Source organism: Thiobacillus sp. (assembly GCF_018780105.1).
Classification (GTDB): Bacteria; Pseudomonadota; Gammaproteobacteria; order Burkholderiales; family Thiobacillaceae; genus Thiobacillus.
Genome location: NZ_JADMKC010000024.1, coordinates 1 through 24,423 on the forward strand (window position 1 = coordinate 1; position 24,423 = coordinate 24,423).

A 24,423-nucleotide genomic window follows, 5' to 3' on the forward strand; every position below is an offset into this window, starting at 1 on the left:
CCCACCACGATCACCACATCGCATTGTTTGGCCAGCACCTTGACCGCATCCTGCCGGTTTTGGGTGGCGTAGCAGATATCGTCTTTTTTCGGGCCGGTGATGTCGGGAAAGCGCGCACGCAGGGCATCGACTACACGGGTGGCGTCGTCGACTGATAGCGTGGTCTGGGTGACATAGGCGAGCTTGTCGGGGTCGTTCACTTGCAGGCTGGCGACGTCTTCCGGCGTTTCGACCAGGTACATGCCGCCGTTCGACTGGCCTAGCGTGCCCTCGACTTCAGGATGGCCCTTGTGGCCGATCATGACGATTTCAAATTCCTTTTCGCGCATCTTGCTGACTTCGACATGCACCTTGGTCACAAGCGGGCAGGTGGCGTCGAACACGTTCAGTCCGCGCGCTTCGGCTTCGGCGCGCACGGCTTGCGAAACGCCATGGGCGCTGAAAATGACGGTGGCGCCGGCAGGTACGTCGGCGAGTTCGTCGACAAAAATCGCGCCTTTGTTCTTGAGGTCGTTGACAACGAAGGTGTTGTGAACGACTTCGTGGCGGACATAGATCGGTGCGCCGAATTTCTCCAGTGCGCGTTCGACGATGGCGATGGCGCGATCGACACCGGCGCAGAAGCCGCGGGGGTTGGCGAGCAGGATGGTGGGGTGCATGGGCATTACCAGGCTAGAGGATGTCGACAATTTCGACTTCGAACTCGATGGACAGATCAGCGAGCGGATGGTTGAAGTCGACTTTCACCGCATCGTCGGTGATTTCGAGAATGTGCCCGGCCAGGGTTTGGCCGTTGGGCATGGCGAATTCGACCAGTTGATCGACTTCGAGTGTGATGTCGGCGGGCACATCGGTTTTGGGCAGGGTCTGGATCAGGTCGGACTGGCTTTCGCCGAAAGCTTGCCAGGGTTCGAGCAGAAACACGTAACGTTCGCCGGGCACCAGGTCCAGCAGCCACTGTTCCAGCGTTGGCGCCAGTGTGCCGTCACCGAGGGTGATGGTTTCCGGTTGGGCGTCGTCGAAATTGGAGATGACATCGTCGCCGCCGCGCGGGCGCAGGGCGTAGCGCAGCCGGAAGGTATCGCCGGGATTGAGCGTACGTGCGTTCATGCTGCCGTATCGGCCGGAGCCGGTTTTCCGGTCAGGCTGTCCCAGATCAATAGGCCTGCGCCGAGGGTGATGGCGGAGTCCGCAACATTGAAGGCGGGCCAGGCAAAGCTGCGGTAATGGAAATACAGAAAATCCACCACATGGCCGAGTACCACGCGGTCGATCACGTTGCCGAGCGCTCCGCCGAGCAGCAAGGCCAGGGCAAAAGCCAGGCGCGGCTGCTGCGCGTGCGTTCTGAGCAGGCGCAGGATGATGAGCGTGGCAACGATGCCGACGGCGATGAAGAACCAGCGTTGCCAGCCGCCCGCATCAGCCAGGAAACTGAATGCGGCGCCGGTGTTGTAAACCAGGACCAGCGAGAAGAACGGCAGTACCGGTACGGCCTCCTGGTAGTCGAGCACGGACGTCACCCAGAATTTGGTGAAGTGGTCGGCGGCAATGACGGCCAGCGCGATGCCGAGCCATTTGCGCATGGCGGGATGGAGGTAGCTACGCATGGGTGCGCACCTCGCCTGCCATTGTCAGATTGCTGACGCAGCGGCCGCACAGGCCGGGGTGATCGGCATGTGTCCCGACGTCGTCGCGGTAGTGCCAGCAGCGTTCGCATTTCTGTGCACTGCTCGGGGTGACTTCGATGCGGTCGCTATCGCTTGCGACCACAAGCGCCTGCGAGGTGATCAGCACAAAGCGCAGATCGTCGCCCAGCGGCGCCAGCAGGGCGCGGGTTTCCGGGCCGGCGTGCAGAGTGACTTCGGCCTGCAACGACGAGCCGATGCCACCTGCGGCGCGCACGCTTTCCAGATCTTTCTGCACTTCGCTGCGCACCGCGCGGATGCGCGTCCAGCGCGCCAGCAGATCGGCCGCATCGGCCTGCTCGGGCAGCGTATGCCAGGTGTGCAGAAAGACTGAGTCGTCGCCCGCCAGCTGCGTCCACACCTCTTCGCCGGTGAACGACAGGATCGGCGCCATCCAGCGGGACAGACTGTGGGTGATGTGGAACAGCGCGTTCTGCGCGGCGCGGCGTGCGCGGCTATCGGCGCCGCTGGTGTAGAGGCGGTCTTTCAGAATGTCGAGGTAGAAGCCGCCGAGGTCTTCCGAGCAAAAGGCCTGCAGTTTTTGCGCGACGAAATGGAATTCGTAGGCGTCGTAATGCGCCTGCAGTTCGCCTTGCAGCTGGCGGGTCAGCGCCAGCGCGTAGCGGTCGATTTCCAGCCAGTCTGCAACCGGCAGCGCGTGCGCTTGCGGATCGAAGTCGGACAGATTGGCGAGCAGAAATTTCAAGGTATTTCGAATCCGGCGATAGCTTTCCACCACGCGCTTGAGGATTTCGTCGGAGATGGTCAGCTCGCCGGAGTAGTCGGTGGTCGCCACCCACAGCCGCAGGATGTCGGCACCGTATTGGTCCATCACTTTTTGCGGCGCGATGACGTTGCCCTTCGACTTGCTCATCTTGTGGCCCTTGCCATCGACGACGAAGCCGTGGGTGAGCAGCGCCTTGTACGGTGCGTGGCCATCGGTCGCACAGCCGGTGAGCAGGCTCGACTGGAACCAGCCGCGATGCTGGTCGGAGCCTTCCAGATACAGGTCGGCCGGATGCGCGAGTTCGGGGCGGCGCTTCAGCACGCAGGCGTGGGTGACGCCCGAGTCGAACCACACATCGAGCGTGTGGCCGGTTTTGTTGTAGTGCGCGGCGTCGTCGCCCAGCAGCTCGGCTGGGTCGAGTGCGAACCAAGCCTCGATGCCCGCCTGCTCGACGCGCTGGGCGACCACTTCGAGCAATTCCAGGCTGCGTGGGTGCAGCGCGCCGGTTTCCTTGTGGGTGAAAAACGGCATCGGCACGCCCCAGTTGCGCTGGCGCGAAACGCACCAGTCGGGACGGTTCTTGATCATCGCTTCCAGCCGCGCACGACCCCAGGCCGGGAAGAACTGCGTGCTGTCCACCGCAGCCATCGCCTGCGCGCGTAGCGTTTTCCGCTCCCCGCTTCCTGCTCCCCGCTCACCATTTTCCATCCCGATAAACCACTGCCGGGTGGCGCGGAAAATGATCGGCGTCTTGTGCCGCCAGCAATGCGGATAGCTGTGCAGCAATTTGGCGTGCGCCAGCAGGTTGCCGCTGGCTTCCAGCGTTTCGATCACGACGGGATTGGCCTGCCAGATGCTCATGCCGCCGACCAGCGGCACGGTGGCGTAGAAGCGACCGTCGTCACCCACCGGGTTGTCGACCTTGAGACCGTAGCGGCTGCCGACCACATAGTCGTCAAGGCCGTGGCCGGGTGCGGTGTGGACTGCACCGGTGCCGGCATCCGCCGTCACATGGTCGCCGACGATGACCGGCACCTGGCGCTCCTGGAAGGGATGCCACAACAAGGCCCCTTCGAGTGCCTGACCCGTGGTGTGTGCGATAACTTCAGCGCCATCGCTCAACTCATAACGCGCCAGCGCGGCTTCGCGCAGGCTGTCGGCCAGAATCAGCAGGCCTTTGGCCGTGCGCACCAGCGCATATTGAAAATCGGGATGCAGCGCCACCGCCTGGTTGGCGGGCAGCGTCCACGGCGTGGTGGTCCAGATGACGATTTGCACCGGCTCGTCGATGGTGCCTAGGTCAAACCGCTGCGCGAGATCGGCGCGGTCGGCCACCGCAAAACCGACGTCGATTGCAGGCGAAGTCTTGTCTTCGTACTCGACCTCGGCTTCGGCCAGCGCGGAGCCGCAGTCGACGCACCAGTGCACCGGTTTCGCCCCCTGATACAGATAGCCGGCCTGCTGGATCTGCCCCAGCACGCGCAGGCTGTCGGCCTCGAACTGGAAATCCATGGTGCGATAGGGATGGTCCCAGTCGCCCAGCACGCCGAGGCGGATGAAGTCGGCCTTCTGGCGTTCGATCTGCTCGGCGGCGTAGCTGCGGCATAGTTCGCGGAACTGGGCCGGGGGGATGGCTTTGCCGTGGGTTTTTTCCACCTGCAGTTCGATCGGCAGGCCGTGGCAGTCCCAGCCCGGCACGTAGGGCGCGTCGAAACCGGACAGCGTCTTGGCCTTGACGATGATGTCCTTGAGGATCTTGTTAACCGCGTGGCCTATGTGGATGTCGCCGTTGGCGTAGGGCGGGCCATCGTGCAGGATGAACTTGGGGCGTCCCGCTGCCGCCTTGCGGATTGCTTCGTAACGCTTCTTTTCCTGCCAGCTCTTGACCCAGCCGGGTTCGCGCTTGGCGAGGTCGCCGCGCATCGGGAAGGGCGTGTCGGGCAGGTTGAGCGTGGACTTGTAATCGGGTTTGGATTGATCAGGCATGGTGGGTGTTCAGGTAGTGTTTGGCGTTGTCGACGTCGCGGCCGATTTGGGCCACCAGCGTGTCGAGATCGGGGTATTTGGCTTCGTCGCGCAACTTGTGCATAAAATCCACGCGCAGGCGGCGGCCATAGATATCGGCGTTGAAATCGAATAAATGCACTTCGAGCACCGGCGCCGCATCGGGGTTTTTGACCGTGGGGCGTTTGCCGAGGCTGGCCACGCCGGGCAGGGGCGCACCGTTGAGGCCGTACACCTGAACCGCGAAAATACCCATCAGCGGCGGCCGGTTGTGCTTGAGCTGGATATTGGCGGTGGGAAAGCCGATGTCGCGTCCCAGCTTGTCGCCATGTTCCACCCGCCCGGAGATGCTGTAGGGACGGCCGAGCAATTGCGCCGCATGCGCCAGATCGCCTGCCGCGAGCGCCTGCCGCACGGCGGTGGACGAAGCGCGCTCCCCTGCGATTTCAACAGTCGGCAGAAACTCGGCATCGAAACCAAGCGACTGCCCGCCCTGCGCCAGCAGCGCAAAGTCGCCGGCGCGCCGGGCGCCGTAGCGGAAGTCGTCGCCTACCAGCACGTAGCGCGCCTGCAGGGTGTGCCCCAGCACCTGCTCGATGAAAGCGTCGGCGGTCAACGCCGAGAATGCCCGGTCAAAGCGGAAGACGTGGAAGCGGTCGATGCCGAGCAGGCGCAGGCACTCGGCCTTTTCGCGCAGGCTGGACAGGCGGGCAGGGGCCTGCTCGGGCGTGAAGAACTCGCGTGGGTGCGGCTCGAAACTCAACACGCAACTCGGCAGGCCGCGCGTCCGCGCCACGTCCTGCAGGCGGGCGAGCATGGCTTGATGCCCCAGGTGTAGGCCATCGAAGTTGCCGATGGTGACCGCATGGGGGGTGCCGAGGGAGCGAAAACCGTGGGTGATGCGCATGGGGGTGCAGCGTGCGGCGAAGCGGAAAAAGGCGCTAATTTTAGCCGATTCAGTCACTTATTGATTCGGCCTGATGAAGTTTGAAGGGCTAATGAAAGTCGGCTAGCCAAGCTCCGGATCAAGGCATGGGGGCTGAATCAATAAGCATTGAAACAGTATTGTATTGAGACGGCTCAACGAACCGGCCCATTCGGAACCATGCAGAAAATTGACTGCATGGGTTCAGACATCACTTGGCCGTCTCGATATCAGGCCGCGCGACGGGTGAACTGGCGCGGGCGGAAGCCCATTGCGCCCAACGCCGCAAAATACAGCGCCACGCCACCGCCAACCAGCAATGCCAGACGCAGGGCGCGTTCGGCAAACCCTGCGGCCAGCCACCATTGCGTGTCGCCCATGGCGTAGAACAAGGCGGCGGACATCAACAGAACCGCCAGTAGTACGCGTGTGAAATAGCCTGCCCATCCTGGTTGCGGTTGATAGACCTTGTGTTTCTTCAGCAGATGCAGCAGCAGTCCGGCGTTGAGGCAGGCGGCCAGCCCAATCGACAGGGCCAGCCCGGCGTGGCCGAGAGGTTTGTAAAACGCCAGGTTCATCAGCTGGGTCACGATCAGGGTGAAAATTGCGACCTTGACCGGCGTTTTGATGTTTTGTCGCGCATAGAAGCCGGGCGCCAGCACCTTGACCAGAATCAGGCCCAGCAATCCCAGGCTGTAAGCCAGCAGTGCCTGTTGGGTCATGCTGACGTCCAGGGCATTGAACGCGCCGTAATGAAACAGCGTCGTGATGAGCGGCACCGCCAGCACTGCCAGCGCAGCCGCAGCGGGAAAGGCCAGCAGCAGGGTTAGGCGCAGTCCCCAGTCGAGCAGCTTGGAATATTCGGCGGGCGAGTCGTCGGCGTAATGCTTGGCCAGGCTGGGCAGCAGAATGGTGCCGAGCGCCACCCCCAGCATGCCGGCCGGAAACTCCATCAGGCGATCGGCGTAATACAGCCAGGAGACGCTGCCGGTGGCAAGGAAGGACGCAAAAACCGTGTTGATCAGCAGACTGATCTGCGCGACGGACACGCCGAGCAGGGCGGGCGCCATCAGTCTGCCGACGCGGCGCACGCCGGGATCGTTGAAGTGGGTAGTGGGACGCGGCAGCAAATCCAGTTTTTTCAGGTGCGGGACCATCCAGGCCAGCTGCAGCACGCCGCCCAGCGCCACGCCCCAGCCCAGCGCCAGCACGGGTGGGTCCACATGCGGCGCAATCCAGAGCGCAGCCGCGATCATCGCCACGTTCAGCAGAACCGGCGCAAATGCGGGGACGGAAAACTTGCTATGGGTATTGAGGATGCCCGCCGCCAGCGCAACCAGCGAGATAAAGACAATGTAGGGGAAGGTGATTTGCAGCAGCGTGACGGTGAGCGCGAATTTTTCGCCATCGGTGCGAAATCCCGGCGCACTGATGTATGCCACCCACGGCGCGCCAAAAATGCCCAGCAGCGCGACGACCACCAGCACCAGTGTGAGCGCAGTCGCCACCTGGTCGACCAGGGTTTTGGTGGCATCGTGGCCGAGGCGGTTTTTGTATTCCGCCAGAATCGGTACGAAGGCCTGGGAAAAGGCACCTTCGGCAAACATCCGCCGCAGCAGGTTGGGGATCTTGAAGGCGACGAAAAAAGCGTCGGTCATCATCCCGGCGCCGAAAGTACGTGCAATCACGGCATCGCGGACGAATCCCAGAATGCGCGAGAGCAGGGTCATGCTGCTGACCGCGGCGAGGGCTTTGAGTAAGTTCATGGATGGCGCATGTCGGTTGTGCGCGCATTGTGCGGGTCGCGCGGGAGCGCTGCAACACAATTGCGGGCCGGCTTGATTTTGCCTGCTTGATTTTTAATGGGCTTCTTCCGTATAATCGCGGGCTTCGGTGAATTGGCGCCTGTGATTATGGGTTGCCTGAATCAAATTTATTTGCCTTGCGCGCGGCGCAAGGCCTACAGGAGCAAGTACATATGGCGAATTCCGCCCAGGCGCGCAAGCGCGCACGTCAAGCCAGCGCTCAGCGCGACAGCAACATGAGCCAGCGCTCCGAGCTGCGCACTGCAATCAAGAAAGTGCGCAAAGCCATTGAAGCCGGCGACAAGTCTGCTGCACAGCTGGTTTTCCAGTCCTCGATGAGCGTGATCGACAGCATTGCCGACAAGAAAATCGTTCACAAGAACAAGGCTGCACGCCACAAGAGCCGTCTGTCCCAAGCCCTCAAAAGCATGGCTTGAGCGCTGACTTGTAATCAAGCCAGCACTTGCCCATAAAAAAACGCCGCTGTTGCGGCGTTTTTTTATGGGCGCCGCAGCAAGATCAGTCGGCGTTTTCAACCAGCAACTCATTGCTGCCGGCAAATGCCAGCAGGAAACGGTAGGCGTCTGGATCGCTGGACTTGAGCTTCTTGTCTACGATCACGCAGGGAATGTTGTCGAGTTTGGTGGGCTGGACGTAAGGCGAATAATTGGTGCGATTGTTGGGGTCGATGACGGCGAACGCGCCGGCCAGACGATCCGCCCAGTCGCTGGGGCGAAACCGGGCGCCCTTGGCGGTGATGCCGCGAATGATCAGGGGGGCGGTGGCGTTATCCATTGAGATGGCTGAACTTCTTTAGGAGGTGGCGGATTCTAACATGCTGCACATGCATGGCAGTCAGCTAGCCCGCAGCTGGCAGGGCTGCCAGCCATGGGTTTGCTAGGGGGCGCAGTGCGCGCATTTCGGCCTATAATCACGCAGGTGCATGATAGGCACGGCGGCTCAGGCCGCCGTTTTCAATTTCGTTATTTCTTTTTTCAGAACAGCCTGGTTACGACTGCCATGACAACACATTTGATGAACACCTATGCCCGCCAGCCGCTTGCCTTTGTCCGCGGCGAAGGCGCTTACCTGTGGGATGAGTCCGGCAAGCGCTATCTCGATGCGGTGGCCGGGGTGGCCGTGAACGGACTGGGCCATGCTCATCCCAAATTGGTGAAGGCGATTGCCGATCAGGCCGCTGCGCTGATTCATTCATCCAATCTGTACCGGGTGTTGCGTCAGGAAGAACTGGCCGACCGCCTGTGCGAACTGTCGGGCATGGACAAGGCTTTCTTCTGCAACTCGGGTTGCGAGGCGAACGAGGCCGCGATCAAGCTGGCTCGCCTGTACGGTCACGGCAAGGGCATCGAGGTGCCGACCATCATCGTGATGGAAAAGGCCTTCCATGGCCGCACCATGGCCACCCTGACAGCAACTGGCAGCCGCAAGATCCAGGCAGGTTTCGAACCCCTGCTGTCGGGCTTCGCGCGGGTACCGTTCAACGATATCGAAGCGATTCGCCAAGTCGCCGAGCACAACAAGAGCGTCGTCGCGGTGCTGCTTGAAGTGGTGCAGGGCGAAGGCGGAATCAATGTGCTGCCGTCAGAATATCTCGTCGAGTTACGTAAGATTTGTGATGCCAACGGCTGGTTGCTGATGTTGGACGAAGTGCAGACTGGTATCGGTCGCACCGGCACCTGGTTTGGCTTTCAGCATTCGGGCGTAATGCCGGACGTGATTGCGCTGGCCAAGGGCCTGGGTTCGGGCATGCCGATCGGCGCCTGCCTGGCGCGCGGTGCAGCGGCCGACGTATTCGTTCCGGGCAGTCACGGTTCCACCTTCGGTGGCAATCCGCTGGCGTGTGCCGCTGCGCTGGCTACGCTGGCTGCGATTGAAGAAGACAAGCTGCTGGACAACGTGAAGCTGCGCGGCGAGGCGATCCGTGCCGGCCTGCGCGCAGCCTTGAGCGGCGTGCATGGCGTGGTCGATATTCGCGGCGAGGGCATGATGATCGGCGTGGAGCTGGATCGTCCGTGCGGCGAACTGGTGGGTGTGGCGCGCGATGCGGGCGTACTGATCAACGTCACCGCCGATACGGTGATTCGTCTGGTGCCACCACTGGTGTATGGCTCGGCTGAAGTCGATGCGCTGGTCGCGGCCGTGTCCGGCATCGTCAAAACCTACCTGCAACAGGCGGCGTGATGCTGCGGCATTTTCTGCAATTCAAGGATCTGTCGCGCGACGAGCTGCTGTATCTGTTCGATCGCGCCACGCTGATCAAAAGCCGCTTCAAGCAATACCAACCCTATCACCCGCTGGCCGACCGCACGCTGGCGATGATTTTCGAGAAAAGCTCGACCCGTACCCGGCTGAGCTTTGAGGCGGGCATGCACCAGCTCGGCGGCTCGGCGATCTACCTCAACACGCGCGACACCCAGCTTGGGCGCGGCGAGCCGGTGGAAGACGCGGGCGAGGTCATCTCGCGCATGGTCGACATCGTGATGATCCGCACTTTCGAGCAGGAGATCATCGAGCGCTTCGCCGCGCACTCGCGGGTGCCGGTGATCAATGGGTTGACCAACGAATACCACCCCTGTCAGATCCTCGCCGACATCTTCACCTTCATCGAGCATCGCGGCCCCATCCAGGGCAAGACCGTGGCGTGGGTCGGCGACTCCAACAACATGTGTAATACCTGGCTGCAGGCCGCCGAGGTGCTCGACTTCAACGTGCACGTGTCGACCCCGCCGGGTTATGAAGTCGAGCCCGAGCGCGCCAATCTGTTCGGCACCGATCACTTCGAAAGCTTTGTCGACCCGATGGATGCCTGTCGCGATGCCGACCTGGTGACCACCGATGTCTGGACCAGCATGGGCTGGGAGGCGGAAAACGACGAGCGCCTGAAGGACTTTGCCGACTGGCAGGTCGACGCCGAGATGATGGCGGTGGCTAAACCCGGCGCGGTTTTCATGCATTGCCTACCCGCGCATCGCGGCGAGGAAGTCACCGCCGAGGTGATTGACGGCGCGCAGTCGGTGGTGTGGGACGAAGCCGAAAACCGTCTGCATGTGCAGAAGGCCTTGATGGAATTTTTGCTGCTGGGGAAAGTGGACGCATGAACATTGCCTATTTCAAGGACATGGATTCTTTGTACATCGAGATCAGCGCCGAAAACCCGGATCACGCCTGGGAAGCGCATGAAGGTATCGTGCTCAACCTGTCCGCAGACGGCCGCGTCGTCGGCATCGAAATCGAGAAAGCCAGCCTGGCGACCAATCTCGACATCCTGAAAATCGGCGATTTTCCCGGCCAGATCGAAATCATCGACAAGAAAACCTCCGGCACCACTCACTGAGTCCGAATGACTAAATCAGAACCAAGAGCATCCTTATGAGCGATATCAAGAAAGTAGTTCTCGCCTATTCCGGCGGCCTCGACACCTCGGTCATTCTCAAATGGCTGAAGGACACCTATCAATGCGAAGTGGTGACCTTTACCGCCGACCTGGGGCAGGGCGAAGAGCTCGAACCGGCACGTGCCAAGGCGCTGCAATTCGGCATCCCGGCAGCGTCGATTTACATCGACGACCTGCGTGAGGAGTTCGTGCGCGATTTCGTCTTCCCGATGTTCCGCGCCAACACCGTGTACGAGGGCGAATACCTGCTCGGCACCTCGATCGCGCGGCCGCTGATCGCCAAGCGTCTGATCGACATCGTCAACGAAACCGGCGCCGATGCGATTTGCCACGGCGCTACCGGCAAGGGCAATGACCAGGTACGTTTCGAGCTTGGCGCGTATGCGCTGAAGCCCGACGTCAAGGTGATCGCGCCATGGCGCGAGTGGGATCTGCTCTCGCGCGAGAAGCTGCTGAACTATGCCGAAACCCACGGCATCCCGATCGACATGAAGCATCGCCAGGGCGGTTCGCCGTATTCGATGGACGCCAACCTGCTGCACATCAGCTACGAAGGCCGCCATCTGGAAGACCCGAATGCGGAAGCCGAAGAGGACATGTGGCGCTGGACCGTGTCGCCTGAAAAGGCGCCGGATCAGGTCGAGTACATCGAGCTGACCTACGCCAAAGGCGACGTGGTTGCGATCAACGGTGCGGCCATGAAAGCGCATGAAGTGCTGGCCAAATTGAACGAAATCGGCGGCAAACACGGCATCGGCCGACTCGATCTGGTGGAAAACCGCTACGTCGGCATGAAGTCGCGCGGTTGTTACGAAACCCCCGGCGGCACCATCCTGCTCAAGGGCCACCGCGCCATCGAGTCGATCACGCTGGATCGCGAAGTCGCGCACCTGAAAGACGACCTGATGCCGCGCTATGCCAGCCTGATTTACAACGGCTACTGGTGGAGCCCTGAACGCAAAGCCCTGCAGGTGCTGATCGACCACACTCAGCAGAACGTCAACGGCACGGTGCGGATGAAGCTCTACAAGGGCAACGTCATCGTCGCCGGCCGCGATTCCAAAACCGATTCGCTGTTCGATTCCACCATCGCCACCTTTGAGGACGATGCGGGCGCCTACGACCAGAAGGACGCTGGCGGTTTTATCAAGCTCAACGCGCTGCGCATGCGCATCGCAGCCAAACTCGACGCACGGAGAAAATGAATATGCCCCAGTTCGACAACATCAGCCTGGTGAAGAAGGCCAACGTTTATTTCGATGGTAAGTGCGTATCGCACACAGTTCAATTCGCTGACGGCAGCAAAAAATCGGTCGGCGTGATCCAGCCGTCCACGCTCACTTTCAACACCGGCGCACCGGAAATCATGGAGACGGTGGCGGGCACCTGCCGGGTGAAACTGGCCGGGCAAACCGAGTGGAAAACCTATTCTGTCGGGCAGTCGTTCGACGTGCCGGCCAATTCCAGCTTCGATATCGAAGTGTCGGGCGAGCCGTATCACTACGTCTGCCATTTCGGCTGATTTGAAATGACCACCGTCACCGTCGTCAGGAAGGATGGCCGCATCGCCATCGCGTCCGACACGTTGACGAAATGGGGCGGCGGCAAGGAGTCGGCTGACTACGTCGCCAACCACGAAAAGATCCTGCGCGTGGGCGACAGCTACATAGCCATCACCGGCTCGGCGACCATGAAGCTGATTCTGGCGGACTATTTCGCCAGCCTTGAAGCGCCGCCGGTTTTCGACACGGCGATTTCGATATTCCGCGTCTGGAATACCTTGCATGCGGCGCTGAAAGAGCAGTATTTTCTGCAGGTCGGCGACGACAAGGACGACGAGCTGGAGTCGAGCCGGATGGACGTGCTGATTGCCAACCGGCACGGCATATTTGGCGTGGCCGCGCACCGCACGGTGCAGGAATTCTCGAAGTTCTATGCTTACGGCAGCGGCAGCCCGTACGCGCTGGGCGCCATGTATGCAGCCTGGCGTGCGCCTTCGCTCGACGCCGAATCGGTGGCGCGGCTGGGGGTGATGGCGGCGGCCGAGTTTCACGACGAATCGGGATTGCCGGTTCAATCGTTTGTGATGGATGAGGAGTAATCAGAATGCCGACTTTCGATATCGTGTCCGAAGTGGACAAGCAGGAAGTGCGCAATGCGGTGGACCAGGTCAACAAGGAAGTCTCGACCCGCTTCGACTTCAAGGGCAGCGATGCCCGCGTGGAGCAGGCCGATTACGTGCTGACCATCCATGCGGATACCGATTTTCAGCTCGACCAGGTGCAGGACATCCTGTCGCAGAAGCTGGCCAAACGCAGCGTCGATGTGAAATGCCTGGACATCGGCAACATCGAGAAAGTCTCGGGCAACAAGGTCAAGCGCAGCATCACGGTGAAAACCGGCGTGGAGACCGAGCTGGCCAAGAAGATCGTCCGCGTCATCAAGGACAGCAAGCTGAAAGTGCAGGCCAGCATCCAGGGCGACACCGTGCGCGTATCCGGCGCCAAGCGCGACCTGCTGCAGGAAACCATCGCGCTGGTGCGCAAGAGCATCACCGATTTTCCCCTGCAGTATCAGAACTTTCGCGACTGAGCCGCCATGCCCAAGGTCCTGGTTCCCCTGGCGGAAGGCTGCGAAGAACTCGAAGCCGTCACGATCATCGACTTGTTGCGCCGTGCCGGCATCGACGTCGTCACTGCCGGACTCAAGCCCGGTCTCGTCAAGGCCAGTCGCGGCGTGCAGCTGATGCCGGACACGACGCTCGATGCTGCGCTGGACGGGCATTACGACATGGTGGTGCTGCCTGGCGGCATGCCGGGCGCGGCGCACCTCAAGGCTGATGCGCGCATCATCGGACTGCTCAAAAAGACAGCGGCAGCGGGCCATTACACCGCCGCCATTTGCGCTGCGCCGATGGTGCTGGCCGAAGCCGGCCTGCTGCAAGGCAAGCAGGCAACCAGCTATCCCGGATTTCTCGACGGCTTGCCCGGCGTGGCCGTCAGCACGGCGGCCGTGGTGCAGGACGGCAAGGTGCTGACTTCGCGTGGCCCCGGCACCGCCATGGATTTTGCGCTGGCGCTGATCGAGGCGCTGGCCGGCCGCGAGGTGCGTCAGCAGGTCGAAAACGCGTTGGTACGCACGTAGACGAGCTGTATTGGCTCATCGTTTATCATTCCAAACTTACCCAGCCCGGAGCACACCATGCAGATTCGCGAAATTCTTACGCTGAAAAGCGACGACATCCACAGCATTGCCCCGACCGATACCGTGGCCAGTGCGGTCGAGAAAATGGTGGGTCTGGGCGTGGGCTCGCTGGTGGTTCTGAAAGACGGCGAAATGGTGGGTTTGCTGACCGAGCGCGACGTAGTGCACGGCATGGTCAAGCTGGGGCTGGGGCTCAAGGATATTGAAGTCAAGGCCATCATGGAAACCGAACCGGTGGTCGCCAACGCCGACGACTCGGTGGACTACGCGCGCGACGTCATGACCAAATCGCACATCGGCCACCTGCCGATCCTTGACGGCAACAAGCTGTTCGCCATCATTTCCTTCCATGACGTGGCGCGCGCCAGCCTCAAGGAAGCCAAGTTCGAAAACAGTCTGCTGAAACGCTATATCAAGCACTGGCCGGAATAAATCCGGTCATCGCGGTCCGCGGGCATAGACCGATACGGGATATCGGTTGTCTGTTTAGAGCAGGCTGTGCAAGGCTTGTCGAAGCGAACAGGCCAATCACCCCCGCACACCTGACGCACATCGGAATGTGTGCGCTGCACCCTTCAGGTGGGTGACACGCGCAAGCTCTGGATGCCTTGGTGCGCGGCTATTTCGTACCGGGTCTCGTGACGCCCGGCTCTGCAGCCTTCGGTGCCTCCGGCACCTGTTCACGTTGAATTTTCCAGCTGTTGCCCTCGCGCACCCACTCCATGCGTTTGATCACCGCGTCGCGGTAATTCGCTGAGGTATAGGTCTGCCGGAATTCCGTTGTGGCTTTGTTGGCGTCGATGTTGCTCACCTTCAAGTCGCTCACCCCAATCGTGATGGCGCTGGGCTGGCTGAGACGCGCCGCACGCGCGTTTGCCCATTGTTCAAGCGAATGGCCGCCTTCAGGGGTGAAATTCTTTGCGTAATACCCACGGTAACGCGGGAAATCCTTTGACGACCAGGCCGCAGTCCAGCCAGCGAGTGCCTGCTGGATCGTTTCTGCGGGGGCAGCTGGCGGAATTGGCGCAGGGGGTGCGGGCCTGGCCGGGGCTGCTTCGATCGTGCGTGGCGTCAGCCCCATATCGGTCGTGGCCACCAGGGGTGTTTCCGCCGGACACTGGCTGTCGGCATCGACTTCCTGGCGATCCTGCCCCAGTTCCTGGGCGGTGGGCATGCCGTCACGGCCTACCTGCAGCGTGGATAACAGGCTGCCCATGCCGGCCAGGGTGCGGGCATGGGCAATGGCACGATCGTAGGTGGCATTCGCGTAAGCACGCCGTGCCTGAAAATATTCGTTTTCCGTATCGAGCAGGTCGAGCAGGGTGCGTTGCCCGATATCGAATTGCTGGCGATAGGCTTGGCGCACTTTCTCGCTCGCGAGTTGGTGCTGGTCGAGAAAGCCCAGTTGCCGGTACAGGTTATGAATGTCGTTGAAAGCAATGGCCAGGGTCTGGCGGACATCGTGACAGGCCTTGTCGCGCAGATCCTTTGAAAGCGACAGGCGCTCGGCATACTGGCGTTCGAGCGCACGATCGGAGCCGCCATTGAACAGGTTGTAATTGAGGACGAGCTCGATAACCTGGTCATCCCGTTTCCCTTCGATGCCATCCCGGTTGTATCCAACATCCTGAATGGCGCGCAGGTTGACCTGGGGCTGATAGTTGGCCCGCCGGCCACGTACTTCGGCCTGGGCGGCACGCACGTTTTCAATCGCGGCGTTGAATGCCGGGTTGCCTTGATAGGCCAGTTTCAGGGCCTCTTCGATAGACGCGGGGATGCCCTGCTTGAACGGGGCGGGCGCGCTCATGTCGCCGGGGGGAATCTCGCCCACGATGCGCTGGTAGCGCGCGCTGACATCGTACAGATTGCTGGCTTCGGTCAGCACGTTCGATTGCGACAGCGCCAAGCGACCGCCTGCCTGTTCGAGGTCGACCCGCCGGCCTACGCCTGCCTGAACCCGTTGCTGGATCTGGCTGAACACCTGTTCGTGCTGGGCGAGGTTGTCCTGGGCCAGGGTGGCCAGTTCGCGATAGCGCAGCACATCCAGGTAAGCCCGGGTCGCTTCCAGTGCGACCGATTCCGACGCATCGAGGACTTCGTAATACCGCACCAGTTTGGCATACGCCAGTTTGGCCACTTCCTCGCGCGTGGAGAAACCGTCGTAAATCATCTGGTCAAGCGACAACGCAGCGCCATGACGGGTCATGTTGGTGGTCGGCTGGTTGTATTCGGTCAGCTTTTGCCGGCCAACGCCCGCGATGAGGTCCACACGCGGAAAATAGCCGCCCCGGGCGACATCCTGTTCATGCTGCGAAGAAAGCAAGGTGTGCCAGCGGGCCTGCACTTCGGGATTGCTCACAATGGCTTTCCTGACGGCATTTTCCAGTGTGGCGGCCGGCTGCGCCCCGGCAACGGGAGCGAGCATGCTCATCACCATAACAATCAATGCGACTTTTATTCTGGGCATTCCTTCAGCCTTCCGGGACACGTCCGATAACTTGTAGGTAGAACAACGGCAATCTAACTGCAATATTTATACCAACCTGCTTGTTTGTGCATATTGATCACAGACACCTGCGGCTTTATTTCAATCCGGGAAAGCGTTTTGAAGCGATTCAGTGACTCAGATCGGTCGTGGGCGTGCCTGGCGGCAAGCGCCGTCAGCCGGCAGACGGCGCCGGTTTTCAAACGGGCGCTCAATAGCATGTCCCACGCCCGCCCATGCTGAAGCGCTGTTCAGTGCTGAATTGTCGACAGGCTTTGTCAAGAACCGACTGGGCCGCATCGATTTGCACGCTGGCTTTCAGCGTGAGCGTTGCCCTTGCCGGCGTCGAAATGGATCGCATGCTGATGCAGGCAGGCCAGCGTTATGGCGACGCCGGGACAGCCTCGGTGGTGGCCTGGCGTGATTTGCTGACCCGGGCGGCCAGCCAGCCCGATGCCGTCAAGCTGCGCCAGGTCAACGATTTCTTCAATCGCAGAATCCGCTTTGGCGAAGACAGCGATATCTGGGGCAAGCAAGACTACTGGGCGACGCCGCTCGAGACGCTGGGACGTTCGGAGGGGGACTGCGAGGATTTTGCCATTGCCAAATACGCGACGCTGAAGCAGCTCGGCATCCCGGCTGAAAAATTGCGGCTGACCTACGTCAAGGCGCGCATTGGCGGACCGCAAAGCACCCTGGTTCAGGCCCATATGGTCCTCAGCTATTATCCGGCCCCAGACGATGAGCCCCTGGTGCTGGACAACCTGATTGGGGATATCCGACCCGCATCCCGCCGCGCTGACTTGACCACGATTTTTGGTTTCAATGCCGAAGGCTTGTGGATCGGGGGGGGCGCTCCCCGAGCGCCCAGCGCATCACAACGCCTTTCCAAATGGCAATCGGTGCTGACCAGGATGCGGGAAGAAGGAATCGAATGAAATACCACTTGCCAAGGGGCCTCACATGACACTCACCAAGCAACTCTGGCTGGCCATCGCGACCATCATGACCCTTGCGTTCGGGATCAGTTTTCTGGTCAGCGCCTGGTCGGCAAAAGGCTATCTGGAAGATCAGCTGCGGCTGAAGAACATCGACAATGCGAATTCGCTGGCGCTGTCGATGTCGCAAATCGAAAAGGACCCGGTCCTGATTGAATTGCTGCTGTCAGCGCAATTCGATATCGGGCATTACCAGAGCATCAGGCTGACTTCGCCATCCGGCAAGCTCATGGTCGAACAGGCCAGCGAGGGCGGAACCGACAAGGTGCCTGCCTGGTTCGTCGACCTGATTCCCCTGCGCACCGAGCCCGGCATCGCCAAGGTGCAGGATGGCTGGCGTCAATATGGCACCCTGAGCGTCGTGAGTGACAACAGCTTTGCCTACCAGGCCTTGTGGCAGGGCAACCGCAGATTGCTGGCCTGGTTTCTGGCCAGCGTGCTGCTGTGCGGTGTGATTGGTACCCTCATCTTGCGTGCCATTACCCGGCCGCTGGGCGAGGTGGTCAAGCAGGCCGAAGCCATCGGTGCACGCCGTTTCATTGCCATCAGGGAGCCCCGTACGCGGGAGTTTCGTAGCGTAGTGCGGGCAATGAACACCCTGTCCGGTCAGGTACGCAGCATGCTCGACGAAGAATCCGCGCGACTGGAGCAGCTGCGGCGCGACGCCCAGCATGATGCGTTGACCGGCTTGCTGAGCCGCGAGCATTTCCTGAAAAAGATCCAGCACGCGCTGGAGGATGAAGCTGCCGCTCCGACCGGCGCCCTGTTTATTCTGCGCCTGCCCGATCTGCTCAAACTGAACAAGGCACTGGGACGCGAAGCCACCGACACCCTGCTGATCCGGGTGGCGGGCGCGTTACAGGAATCCTGCCCGGATGAGCCTTGTCTGATCGGGCGCTTGAATGGCTCCGATTTTGCGGTGCTCGCCCCCGATGTGGATTCGGTGGTCGAACTCAGCAACCAGATATACGCACGCGCCCGTTTGTCGATCAACGACCCGAGCGCGGACATCGGACATCCCTTGCTGCTGGGTGCCGCCGTGTATCGCCATGGAGATGCGGTATCGCAGGTGTTGTCGCGCGCGGATATCGCATTGGGCCGCGCCGAGCAGGAAGGCGGCAGCGCGGTGGAATTGGGGGATATCGATATCGCGTGGAAACCGGTGGCCAGCCTGATCGCTGCCTGGCAGGTCTTGATCGAAACGGCTCTGGACCGGAAGCTGATCCAGTGTGCGACGTACCCAGTGCTGAACGGGCAGGGCCAGCTGATCCATTACGAAGCGCCCGGACGCATGCAGAACATCCAGGATTCCCTGTGGATGTCGGCGCAGGAGTTCATGCCCTGGGCCAGCCGGCTGGGCCTGACCGAGCGCATCGACGAGGCGGTGTTCGACTACGCGCTGACGTGGCTTGAAAGCAACGCGGGGCCGATATGCATCAACATGTCACCGCAGACCGTGTGCGATCCGGTGCTGGTCGCGCGTTTTTACCAGGCGCTCAAACGCAGCCCGCAGCTTGCGGGCAGGATCTGGATCGACATCCCCGAATTTGTCGCCTATCGGCACGCCAGGGAATTCCGCGTGTTCTGCGATGCGCTCAAACCCCTGGGCTGCAAAATCGGCCTCGAACACGTGGGCAACCAGATTTGCCATATCGGCGAGCTGTACGACGTGGGGCTCGATTATCTGAAGATCGATCGCGCCATCATCCACGACATCGATCAGAACCTGGGCAACCAGACGTTCCTGCGCGGCCTCTGCAGCATCGCCCACACCATGGGCATGATGACCATTGCCGAGGGCGTGTTGAATCAGCGCGAAGCCGGCTGCCTGCGGGAACTGGGCTTCAAGGGGATGACCGGGCCAGGCATTGTGCTCGCCTGAGCACAGCAGGCTGGCCACGCCCAGTTTCAAATGGTTTCGTTGTCGCCGCCGAGCAGGTCGAGCGCGCCCAGGGACTGGCGGATGGAGCGCCGCTCCATCAGTTTTTCCTGCGCTGGCAGCGGCAGGTCGGTAAAGCGAATCACATCGCGGTCGATCAGCAGGTCGATCAGGTCCTCCAGCACGCGCACCAGCCGCATGTCGGACTGCTGCAGCGTGCTCTGTTCCTGCCCCAACATGTGCATGAACGCCAGCAGTTCCGGCGCGTTCGGCGCCAACTCCACCAGACCGTCGCCGGGTTCCAGATTGACCGTGGTGATTCGGCCCTGTTCGTCACGTTTTACATAAGGCATCTATTCATTCTCCTGTCGGGATCCGCTCCGGGCTGCAAAGCGGATTCATCCCTGACTTCAGTCGGTAATCAGTTTTCCCTTGGTCAGCAGATCCTGAATGATCTGCTGGTCTGAACTGAGGGCGCCGCTTGCCGTGATGTCCGCCCACTGTCCCTGCAGCGTGATGGTCTGATCGGCAGCACCGGCATTGAAGCCGCCCGTGAATCCCCCGTTCGAGCTCACCTGTACCACGACATCCGCGCCTGACTGTGAAAAATGCAGGAAATTGGTGAGATTCACGGCATCCTGGGATTCGCCCTGCAGCAGATCCCGCAGATCCAGGCGGTCACCGCCGGCTGCTGCGGATGCGCTGTTGAAATCCTGCACGGTGTCGGCTGCCGGGGTGCCGGCGACGCCGCGATCGGCGAGTTCCCAGCGGAACACGTCCGAGCCCAGTCCGCCGATCAGGATGTCGTTCCCGGCGCCACCCACCAGCGTGTCGTTGCCATCGCCGCCATTCAGCGTGTCATTTCCCGCACCGCCGCGCAGCACATCGATGCCGGCGCCACCGTTGAGCGTGTCATTCCCGGCGCCGCCTTCGAGAATGTCATGGCCATCGCCGCCGTTGAGCGTGTCAACGCCATCGCCGCCGATGATCCGGTCGTTGCCGGCCGTCCCGCTGAGCGTGTTGTTCGATGCATCGCCGAAGAGGTTGTTGGCCATCGTGTTGAGCGTCAGCGTGGTCGCTGCGCTGGTGTCCCCGTCGCTATCGGTCAGCACGTAACCGATTTCGACCGGCTCGATGGCAGGTGCGCTGTTGTTGAGCTGGACGCTCTCGAAGCTGACGCTGGTGACCCGGGCGGAGGCGGCACTGTTGGCTTCGATTTCGATGCGTCCGATATTGCCCAGCTCTGCAGGCACGGACACGGTGTTTTCCAGGTTGCTGTAGAACTGGCCGATCTGATTGCCCGCCACGTCGAACACGGTGTAGGTCAGCGCATACACGATCCCGCCCGAGGCGCCGAGGTTGCTGGCTGCGCTGGCGATCACAAAACGGACATCCTGCACGCCGTAAGGATGCGTTGTCGAGTTGAAGGTGACGACCAGCCGTTCCAGGTTGTCCACGGTATTGCTGCTGTTGCCCCCGCTGACGCCCACGCCATCGCTGCTGGTGCCGCCCGGATTGGAATAGCTGAGCGTCTGCACGGCCCCGGTGCGACTCAGGCCGCCCAGCACGACGCCATTCGCGGCCGCGTTGGCCGCAGATGTGAAGGTGGTGGTGACGGCGGCTGCCGTCGGGGTGACGGGGAGGGCGGCCGCGGGCGGCGTGTAGTCGTAATAACCGCTGGCATTGAACACCAGCTGTTCGCCGCCGCTGGTCGCCTGCCAAGCCAGTTCACCGTTGCTGACGGTATAGGTGAAGCCGGCGCCCGAACCGGAACTGTTGCTGGTGAGGCTGAAGCTTTGCCCGCGGAACGTAACCGAACTGACCTGTGCCTGATCGACCGCCACATCGACGCCCGATCCAGCCGGCGAAAAGCTCGTGACCTGTCCGCCCAGCGCGAGACCGCCATCGGTTCCGAGGCCGGTAATGACGTTGCCTTCCAGATGGGTCTGGTTCGGCAGCAGCGTATCGGTGTCCGGACGCGCAACGGGTTGGCCGTCGGCGACCTGGATCGTCACCGTCGCAGGCGCGGTAACGTCGCCATCATTGTCGCGTGCCACGAAATCGAGCGAGAAGCTGTCCCCAACCTGCGCGGACCCGGCGGTGAAGAAGGTGTAGTCGCCGGTGCTGAAGTTGAAGGTCAGCGTGCCCATGCCGAAGCCGCTCGATGAATCCAGCGTCAACAAGCTGCCCGCCAGCGTCGGCGGCAGGAAGCTGCTGTTGTTGCTGATCTGTCCGCCGGCGGCCGGATCGTAGGTGAAGACCACGTTCTGGTCTGGCGTGCCGTTGCCATCGCTGTCCAGCGTCAGCGTGATGGTCTGCACGTGGCCGCCGTCCGCGCCCAGCACGTTGCCCGCGTTGTTGCCGGCCACCAGATTGCCGCCGAATGCGGCCGGTACGGTGGAGAGCAGCGCGGAGTCGAGCTCGTTGAGGTCGGGAACGATAATGGCAGGATCGCGGGTGCCGTCGCCGTCGGCATCCACGTTGTGGATGTCGTTGAGAAACTGCGGGTTGGCAATGCCCGTACCGACGCCCACGCTGTAGGAATCGATACTATTGGCGGCAATGAAGGTGTCGTAGCCGGTTACGCCCACGGGATCGGTGGTGTTGCCCTGGGAGGGCTCGCCATCCGACAGGAAATACACGGCGTTGCGAACGGCGGGATCCACGGTGCCGAACGCGGTCTGCACGGCATCCAGCGCGGCCTCGTAGTTGGTGCCCCCGCTGCCGGTCATTGAGTTGATGCCGTTGATCGCATCCTGCAGCGTGGTGTAGGCGTTGCCGCCATTGAGAAGGGTGGCGCCGCTGGAGAAGGAGACCAGCTTGACCGACACGTTCTGCGCCTGATTGAAATATTCCTCTACCAGCTGGACCAGCGCTGCCTTCGCCATGTCGAGGCGGGTGGTGATGGTGGTGGAACCATCCGGGTTGATCTGCCGCACGGCGCCGCCTGCCGAGGTGGTGGTCATGCTGCCCGAGACGTCGAGAACCAGCACGAGGTTGTAGTTGGGCAGGGGGTTTTCCGATACTTCCAGCACCTTGTCGTAGGCGACCGGTTTGTCGTCCACCACACTGACCCTGAGCGCCGCCGACGTAGCATTCGATACATAGTTGAATACTTCGGTCACCGACAGGTCGTTGGCCGGCGCACTGTTATCGGCCGCGTCGGTCAGCGTATAGGTGTAATCGCCCACCCCGGCGCCTGCCGTGTCGACTACCAGTTGCCCCAATGAGGTGGTGACCCCGATGTATCCGGCACGGCTGTCGGTGTCGTTGGCCGAGCCGTTAGTGATGCCATTGATGCTGGAGATCGAGGTGCCGCCGCCGTCGTTGGCAAGCAGGTTGCCGCTGGTCACTGTCGTGCCCCCGCCGGTGCCGCTCGCCAGTGCGCTTTCGTGCACCGTGGCGAGGTCGTCCCGGCCACTCACGGTGTTGAGGGTCACCGTCGCGGTACTGGTCTGCCCGTCGTCGTCGGTCAGGGTGTAATTGAAGCTCGTGGCGCCGATCGCCGCCGGCGTGTAGGTCCAGGTGTCGTTGCCGTTGTAGACCAGTGTGCCGCCGCTGACCGCGCTGACATTCGTGATCTGGGCGTTGTCGGGCAAGGCGTCGTTGGCCAGCAGTTGGCCACGGGTAATGATGATGGGCGTCCCCAGCGTTGCCATGAAGCTGTCGTTGCCCGCCAGCGGCGCACCGTCGTCCACTGCAGCGATATTGACGGTCGCGGCAGCCGGGGCCGACACCGCGCCCAGATTGTCCGTCGCGTTGTAGTCGAAGCTGGTCGTGCCGCTCCAGTTGAGCGGTGGTTTGAAATACAGCGTCAGGCTGTTGCCCGCCGCGGCCAGCGCGGCTCCGGTGGGAGCAAGCTGCGTCATCGCCGCATCCAGATACAGACTGCCGTTTGCCGGCAGGCTGGACAGGGTGAAGCTGGCCAGCGTGCCATCCACGTCGGAGCCGGTAATCGTGACGGCGATCGGTGCAGCGGGATCCTCGTTACCCGACACCGACACGCTGTTGGCTACCGGGGGGTCATTGACGGGCACAACGGAAATCGTGGTGACGCCCGTGTTGCTGGTATTGGCGCCATCGGTGACCGAAACCGTGAGGTTGCGGTCGACCGTGTCCGGATTTTCACTCGTGTTGCTGAAGCTCACGGCGCGAATGGCCGTCTGGTAATCCGCTGCGCTCGCCGCGCCGGAGAGCGCCACGGTGATCTGCCCGGCCACACTCGTATTCACCACCGCAGTGATGCCGGCGGGCAGGGCGCCCACTGCCAGTACATCCCCAGCCTGCGCGTTGGTGAGCCGGATCGTTGCGCTGGCGAGATTGTTGCCATCGGCGTCGCTCACGCTGATATCGACATCGGCAATTGAAACGCCCGCACCGTTCTCCGTGTAGCTGGTCTGGTGGTTTGCACCGGTGGCCAGGCTGCTGTTGTTGGCATCCAGATCGAGTACCGGCGTGGTGTCGTCGTCGGTGATCGTGGCCGTTCCCGTGGCGGTGCCGCCCGGATTGGTCACGGCCGTGCCGACGGTGCGCGTGGCTGTCAGGCTGAAGTTTTCGCTGGCCTCGTCCAGCGCGTCGCTGGCGATCGGCGTCCGCACCAGCACGCTGGTCTGGTTGGCCGGGAAAGTGGCGCTGGTGGCGGCCAGCCAGATCGTGCCGCCGTCGGTCGACACTTCGAGGCCGGGGCCGAAGTCGGCAGCGCCAGCGCTGCCATTCGTCAGCGCCAGGTTGACCGTGGTGGACTGGCTGCTGGGGTTGGACAGGCTGACCGTGAACTGGGCATAGCCGGAATTTTCCAGGACAGTCGGGCTGGACACGCTGAGCGTGGTCGTGTCGTTGTCGCTGATCGACGTGCTGACGCTGCTGGCCGCACCGCTAACAACAAGGTTCTCGAAGTTGCCGCCCGTTGCGCTGGCGATGCTGACGACCAGATTTTCGGCTGTTTCGACCAACGCATCGTCGAGCGTGGCGATGCTGAAGCTGGCGGAAGACGCACCGGCCGGGACGGTCACGCTGAGCACGCCGCTGAAATCGGCGCCGTTGGCCGCCGTACCGCTGTAGCTCAGGTTGACCGTGACAGCGGATTGCGCTGGGCTGGTGAGCGACACTGTATAGCTCGCACTTGCGCCTTCGGCCACACTGCCGTCGCCGCTGATCGACACCGTGGTCGTGTCCAGCGTATCGGTAATGCTGGTGGTCGCTGCCGCCGGATTGATCGTCAGACTCTCGAAATTGCCACCGGCAGCCGAGGCAATCGTGGCCGAGACCGAACCCGCATCGACATAGACATCATCGG

General features: G+C 61.8%; 22 protein-coding genes. 12 read left to right on the top strand and 10 right to left on the bottom strand.

All coding sequences use genetic code 11. The features are described 5' to 3' along the window. The 6 genes from ispH to murJ all read right to left on the bottom strand — a co-directional run. Positions 1–659, bottom strand: a 659-nt coding sequence (gene ispH, locus IV098_RS12615; protein ID WP_296889589.1) for a 4-hydroxy-3-methylbut-2-enyl diphosphate reductase, incomplete at its 3' end; no start/stop codon positions are given. 13 nt (positions 660–672) lie between these two features. Beyond that, entirely contained in the window at positions 673–1,110 is a 438-nt protein-coding gene (locus IV098_RS12620) for an FKBP-type peptidyl-prolyl cis-trans isomerase (protein WP_296889591.1), read from the bottom strand. Beyond that, on the bottom strand, positions 1,107–1,583 hold the full coding sequence (lspA, locus tag IV098_RS12625; RefSeq protein ID WP_296889630.1) for a signal peptidase II: 477 nt from the start codon (positions 1,581–1,583) through the stop codon (positions 1,107–1,109). Before lspA ends, IV098_RS12620 begins: the two co-directional genes overlap by 4 nt. Before the next feature lie 16 nt (positions 1,584–1,599). Further along, on the bottom strand, positions 1,600–4,398 hold the full coding sequence (ileS, locus tag IV098_RS12630; RefSeq protein ID WP_296889593.1) for an isoleucine--tRNA ligase: 2,799 nt from the start codon (positions 4,396–4,398) through the stop codon (positions 1,600–1,602). Further along, complete coding sequence (locus tag IV098_RS12635; protein ID WP_296889595.1) at positions 4,391–5,323, bottom strand: bifunctional riboflavin kinase/FAD synthetase; 933 nt, start codon at positions 5,321–5,323, stop codon at positions 4,391–4,393. Before IV098_RS12635 ends, ileS begins: the two co-directional genes overlap by 8 nt. Positions 5,324–5,571: 248 nt before the next feature. Further along, positions 5,572–7,107, bottom strand: coding sequence for a murein biosynthesis integral membrane protein MurJ (gene murJ / locus IV098_RS12640; protein ID WP_296889597.1), 1,536 nt, complete (start codon positions 7,105–7,107; stop codon positions 5,572–5,574). Between the two features lie 212 nt (positions 7,108–7,319). Between murJ and rpsT the strand changes: the two genes are divergently transcribed. Further along, positions 7,320–7,583: a 30S ribosomal protein S20 gene (rpsT, locus tag IV098_RS12645; protein ID WP_296889599.1), complete on the top strand. Its 264-nt coding sequence runs from the start codon at positions 7,320–7,322 to the stop codon at positions 7,581–7,583. 82 nt (positions 7,584–7,665) lie between these two features. Here rpsT and IV098_RS12650 read toward each other — a convergent pair whose 3' ends face one another. Continuing rightward, a complete protein-coding gene (locus IV098_RS12650) occupies positions 7,666–7,941 on the bottom strand; it encodes a DUF3579 domain-containing protein (RefSeq protein WP_296889600.1) in 276 nt (91 codons plus the stop codon). Positions 7,942–8,166: 225 nt separating this feature from the next. On the opposite strand from IV098_RS12650, the gene IV098_RS12655 reads away from it, so the two are divergent. The 9 genes from IV098_RS12655 to IV098_RS12695 are packed head-to-tail and all read left to right on the top strand — an operon-like array spanning position 8,167 to position 14,197. Further along, positions 8,167–9,348: an acetylornithine transaminase gene (locus IV098_RS12655; RefSeq protein WP_296889602.1), complete on the top strand. Its 1,182-nt coding sequence runs from the start codon at positions 8,167–8,169 to the stop codon at positions 9,346–9,348. Continuing rightward, complete coding sequence (gene argF, locus IV098_RS12660) at positions 9,348–10,265, top strand: ornithine carbamoyltransferase (protein ID WP_296889604.1); 918 nt, start codon at positions 9,348–9,350, stop codon at positions 10,263–10,265. The genes IV098_RS12655 and argF overlap by 1 nt, the downstream gene beginning before the upstream one ends. Next, a complete protein-coding gene (locus IV098_RS12665) occupies positions 10,262–10,501 on the top strand; it encodes a DUF2283 domain-containing protein (RefSeq protein WP_296889606.1) in 240 nt (79 codons plus the stop codon). Before argF ends, IV098_RS12665 begins: the two co-directional genes overlap by 4 nt. A 35-nt stretch (positions 10,502–10,536) precedes the next feature. Continuing rightward, entirely contained in the window at positions 10,537–11,766 is a 1,230-nt protein-coding gene (locus IV098_RS12670) for an argininosuccinate synthase (protein ID WP_296889608.1), read from the top strand. 2 nt (positions 11,767–11,768) lie between these two features. After that, entirely contained in the window at positions 11,769–12,083 is a 315-nt protein-coding gene (locus IV098_RS12675) for a pyrimidine/purine nucleoside phosphorylase (protein WP_296889610.1), read from the top strand. A gap of 6 nt (positions 12,084–12,089) precedes the next feature. Beyond that, positions 12,090–12,662, top strand: a complete 573-nt coding sequence (locus tag IV098_RS12680; protein ID WP_296889612.1) for a hypothetical protein — start codon at positions 12,090–12,092, stop codon at positions 12,660–12,662. A 5-nt stretch (positions 12,663–12,667) separates the two neighbouring features. Further along, positions 12,668–13,153 (top strand): YajQ family cyclic di-GMP-binding protein, encoded by a 486-nt coding sequence (locus IV098_RS12685; protein ID WP_296889614.1) that lies wholly within the window; start codon positions 12,668–12,670, stop codon positions 13,151–13,153. Positions 13,154–13,159: 6 nt separating this feature from the next. Continuing rightward, entirely contained in the window at positions 13,160–13,705 is a 546-nt protein-coding gene (locus IV098_RS12690) for a DJ-1 family glyoxalase III (RefSeq protein ID WP_296889616.1), read from the top strand. A 57-nt stretch (positions 13,706–13,762) separates the two neighbouring features. Further along, a complete protein-coding gene (locus IV098_RS12695) occupies positions 13,763–14,197 on the top strand; it encodes a CBS domain-containing protein (protein ID WP_296889618.1) in 435 nt (144 codons plus the stop codon). Positions 14,198–14,384: 187 nt separating this feature from the next. On the opposite strand, the gene IV098_RS12700 is transcribed toward IV098_RS12695, so the two are convergent. Beyond that, the gene (locus IV098_RS12700; protein WP_296889620.1) at positions 14,385–16,190 is read right to left on the bottom strand and encodes a TolC family outer membrane protein; all 1,806 of its coding nucleotides are present in this window, start codon (positions 16,188–16,190) and stop codon (positions 14,385–14,387) included. A 383-nt stretch (positions 16,191–16,573) separates the two neighbouring features. Between IV098_RS12700 and IV098_RS12705 the strand changes: the two genes are divergently transcribed. Next, a complete protein-coding gene (locus IV098_RS12705) occupies positions 16,574–17,188 on the top strand; it encodes a transglutaminase-like cysteine peptidase (protein ID WP_296889622.1) in 615 nt (204 codons plus the stop codon). Positions 17,189–17,213: 25 nt separating this feature from the next. After that, positions 17,214–19,130, top strand: coding sequence for a LapD/MoxY N-terminal periplasmic domain-containing protein (locus IV098_RS12710; RefSeq protein WP_296889625.1), 1,917 nt, complete (start codon positions 17,214–17,216; stop codon positions 19,128–19,130). A 26-nt stretch (positions 19,131–19,156) separates the two neighbouring features. Here IV098_RS12710 and IV098_RS12715 read toward each other — a convergent pair whose 3' ends face one another. Both IV098_RS12715 and IV098_RS12720 read right to left on the bottom strand, forming a co-directional pair. Further along, entirely contained in the window at positions 19,157–19,480 is a 324-nt protein-coding gene (locus IV098_RS12715; RefSeq protein ID WP_296889627.1) for a hypothetical protein, read from the bottom strand. Between the two features lie 57 nt (positions 19,481–19,537). Continuing rightward, on the bottom strand, positions 19,538–24,423 hold a 4,886-nt coding region (locus IV098_RS12720), incomplete at its 5' end, for an immunoglobulin-like domain-containing protein (protein ID WP_296889628.1).

Coding starts and splice junctions, on each gene's coding strand:
- murJ (WP_296889597.1), bottom strand. CDS start 7,107: ATGAACTTACTCAAAGCCCTCGCCGCGGTCAGCAGCATGACCCTGCTC.
- IV098_RS12635 (WP_296889595.1), bottom strand. CDS start 5,323: ATGCGCATCACCCACGGTTTTCGCTCCCTCGGCACCCCCCATGCGGTC.
- IV098_RS12680 (WP_296889612.1), top strand. CDS start 12,090: ATGACCACCGTCACCGTCGTCAGGAAGGATGGCCGCATCGCCATCGCG.
- IV098_RS12690 (WP_296889616.1), top strand. CDS start 13,160: ATGCCCAAGGTCCTGGTTCCCCTGGCGGAAGGCTGCGAAGAACTCGAA.
- IV098_RS12665 (WP_296889606.1), top strand. CDS start 10,262: ATGAACATTGCCTATTTCAAGGACATGGATTCTTTGTACATCGAGATC.
- IV098_RS12710 (WP_296889625.1), top strand. CDS start 17,214: ATGACACTCACCAAGCAACTCTGGCTGGCCATCGCGACCATCATGACC.
- IV098_RS12685 (WP_296889614.1), top strand. CDS start 12,668: ATGCCGACTTTCGATATCGTGTCCGAAGTGGACAAGCAGGAAGTGCGC.
- IV098_RS12715 (WP_296889627.1), bottom strand. CDS start 19,480: ATGCCTTATGTAAAACGTGACGAACAGGGCCGAATCACCACGGTCAAT.
- IV098_RS12675 (WP_296889610.1), top strand. CDS start 11,769: ATGCCCCAGTTCGACAACATCAGCCTGGTGAAGAAGGCCAACGTTTAT.
- lspA (WP_296889630.1), bottom strand. CDS start 1,583: ATGCGCAAATGGCTCGGCATCGCGCTGGCCGTCATTGCCGCCGACCAC.
- ileS (WP_296889593.1), bottom strand. CDS start 4,398: ATGCCTGATCAATCCAAACCCGATTACAAGTCCACGCTCAACCTGCCC.
- argF (WP_296889604.1), top strand. CDS start 9,348: ATGCTGCGGCATTTTCTGCAATTCAAGGATCTGTCGCGCGACGAGCTG.
- IV098_RS12670 (WP_296889608.1), top strand. CDS start 10,537: ATGAGCGATATCAAGAAAGTAGTTCTCGCCTATTCCGGCGGCCTCGAC.
- IV098_RS12620 (WP_296889591.1), bottom strand. CDS start 1,110: ATGAACGCACGTACGCTCAATCCCGGCGATACCTTCCGGCTGCGCTAC.
- IV098_RS12695 (WP_296889618.1), top strand. CDS start 13,763: ATGCAGATTCGCGAAATTCTTACGCTGAAAAGCGACGACATCCACAGC.
- IV098_RS12650 (WP_296889600.1), bottom strand. CDS start 7,941: ATGGATAACGCCACCGCCCCCCTGATCATTCGCGGCATCACCGCCAAG.
- IV098_RS12700 (WP_296889620.1), bottom strand. CDS start 16,190: ATGCTCGCTCCCGTTGCCGGGGCGCAGCCGGCCGCCACACTGGAAAAT.
- IV098_RS12655 (WP_296889602.1), top strand. CDS start 8,167: ATGACAACACATTTGATGAACACCTATGCCCGCCAGCCGCTTGCCTTT.
- rpsT (WP_296889599.1), top strand. CDS start 7,320: ATGGCGAATTCCGCCCAGGCGCGCAAGCGCGCACGTCAAGCCAGCGCT.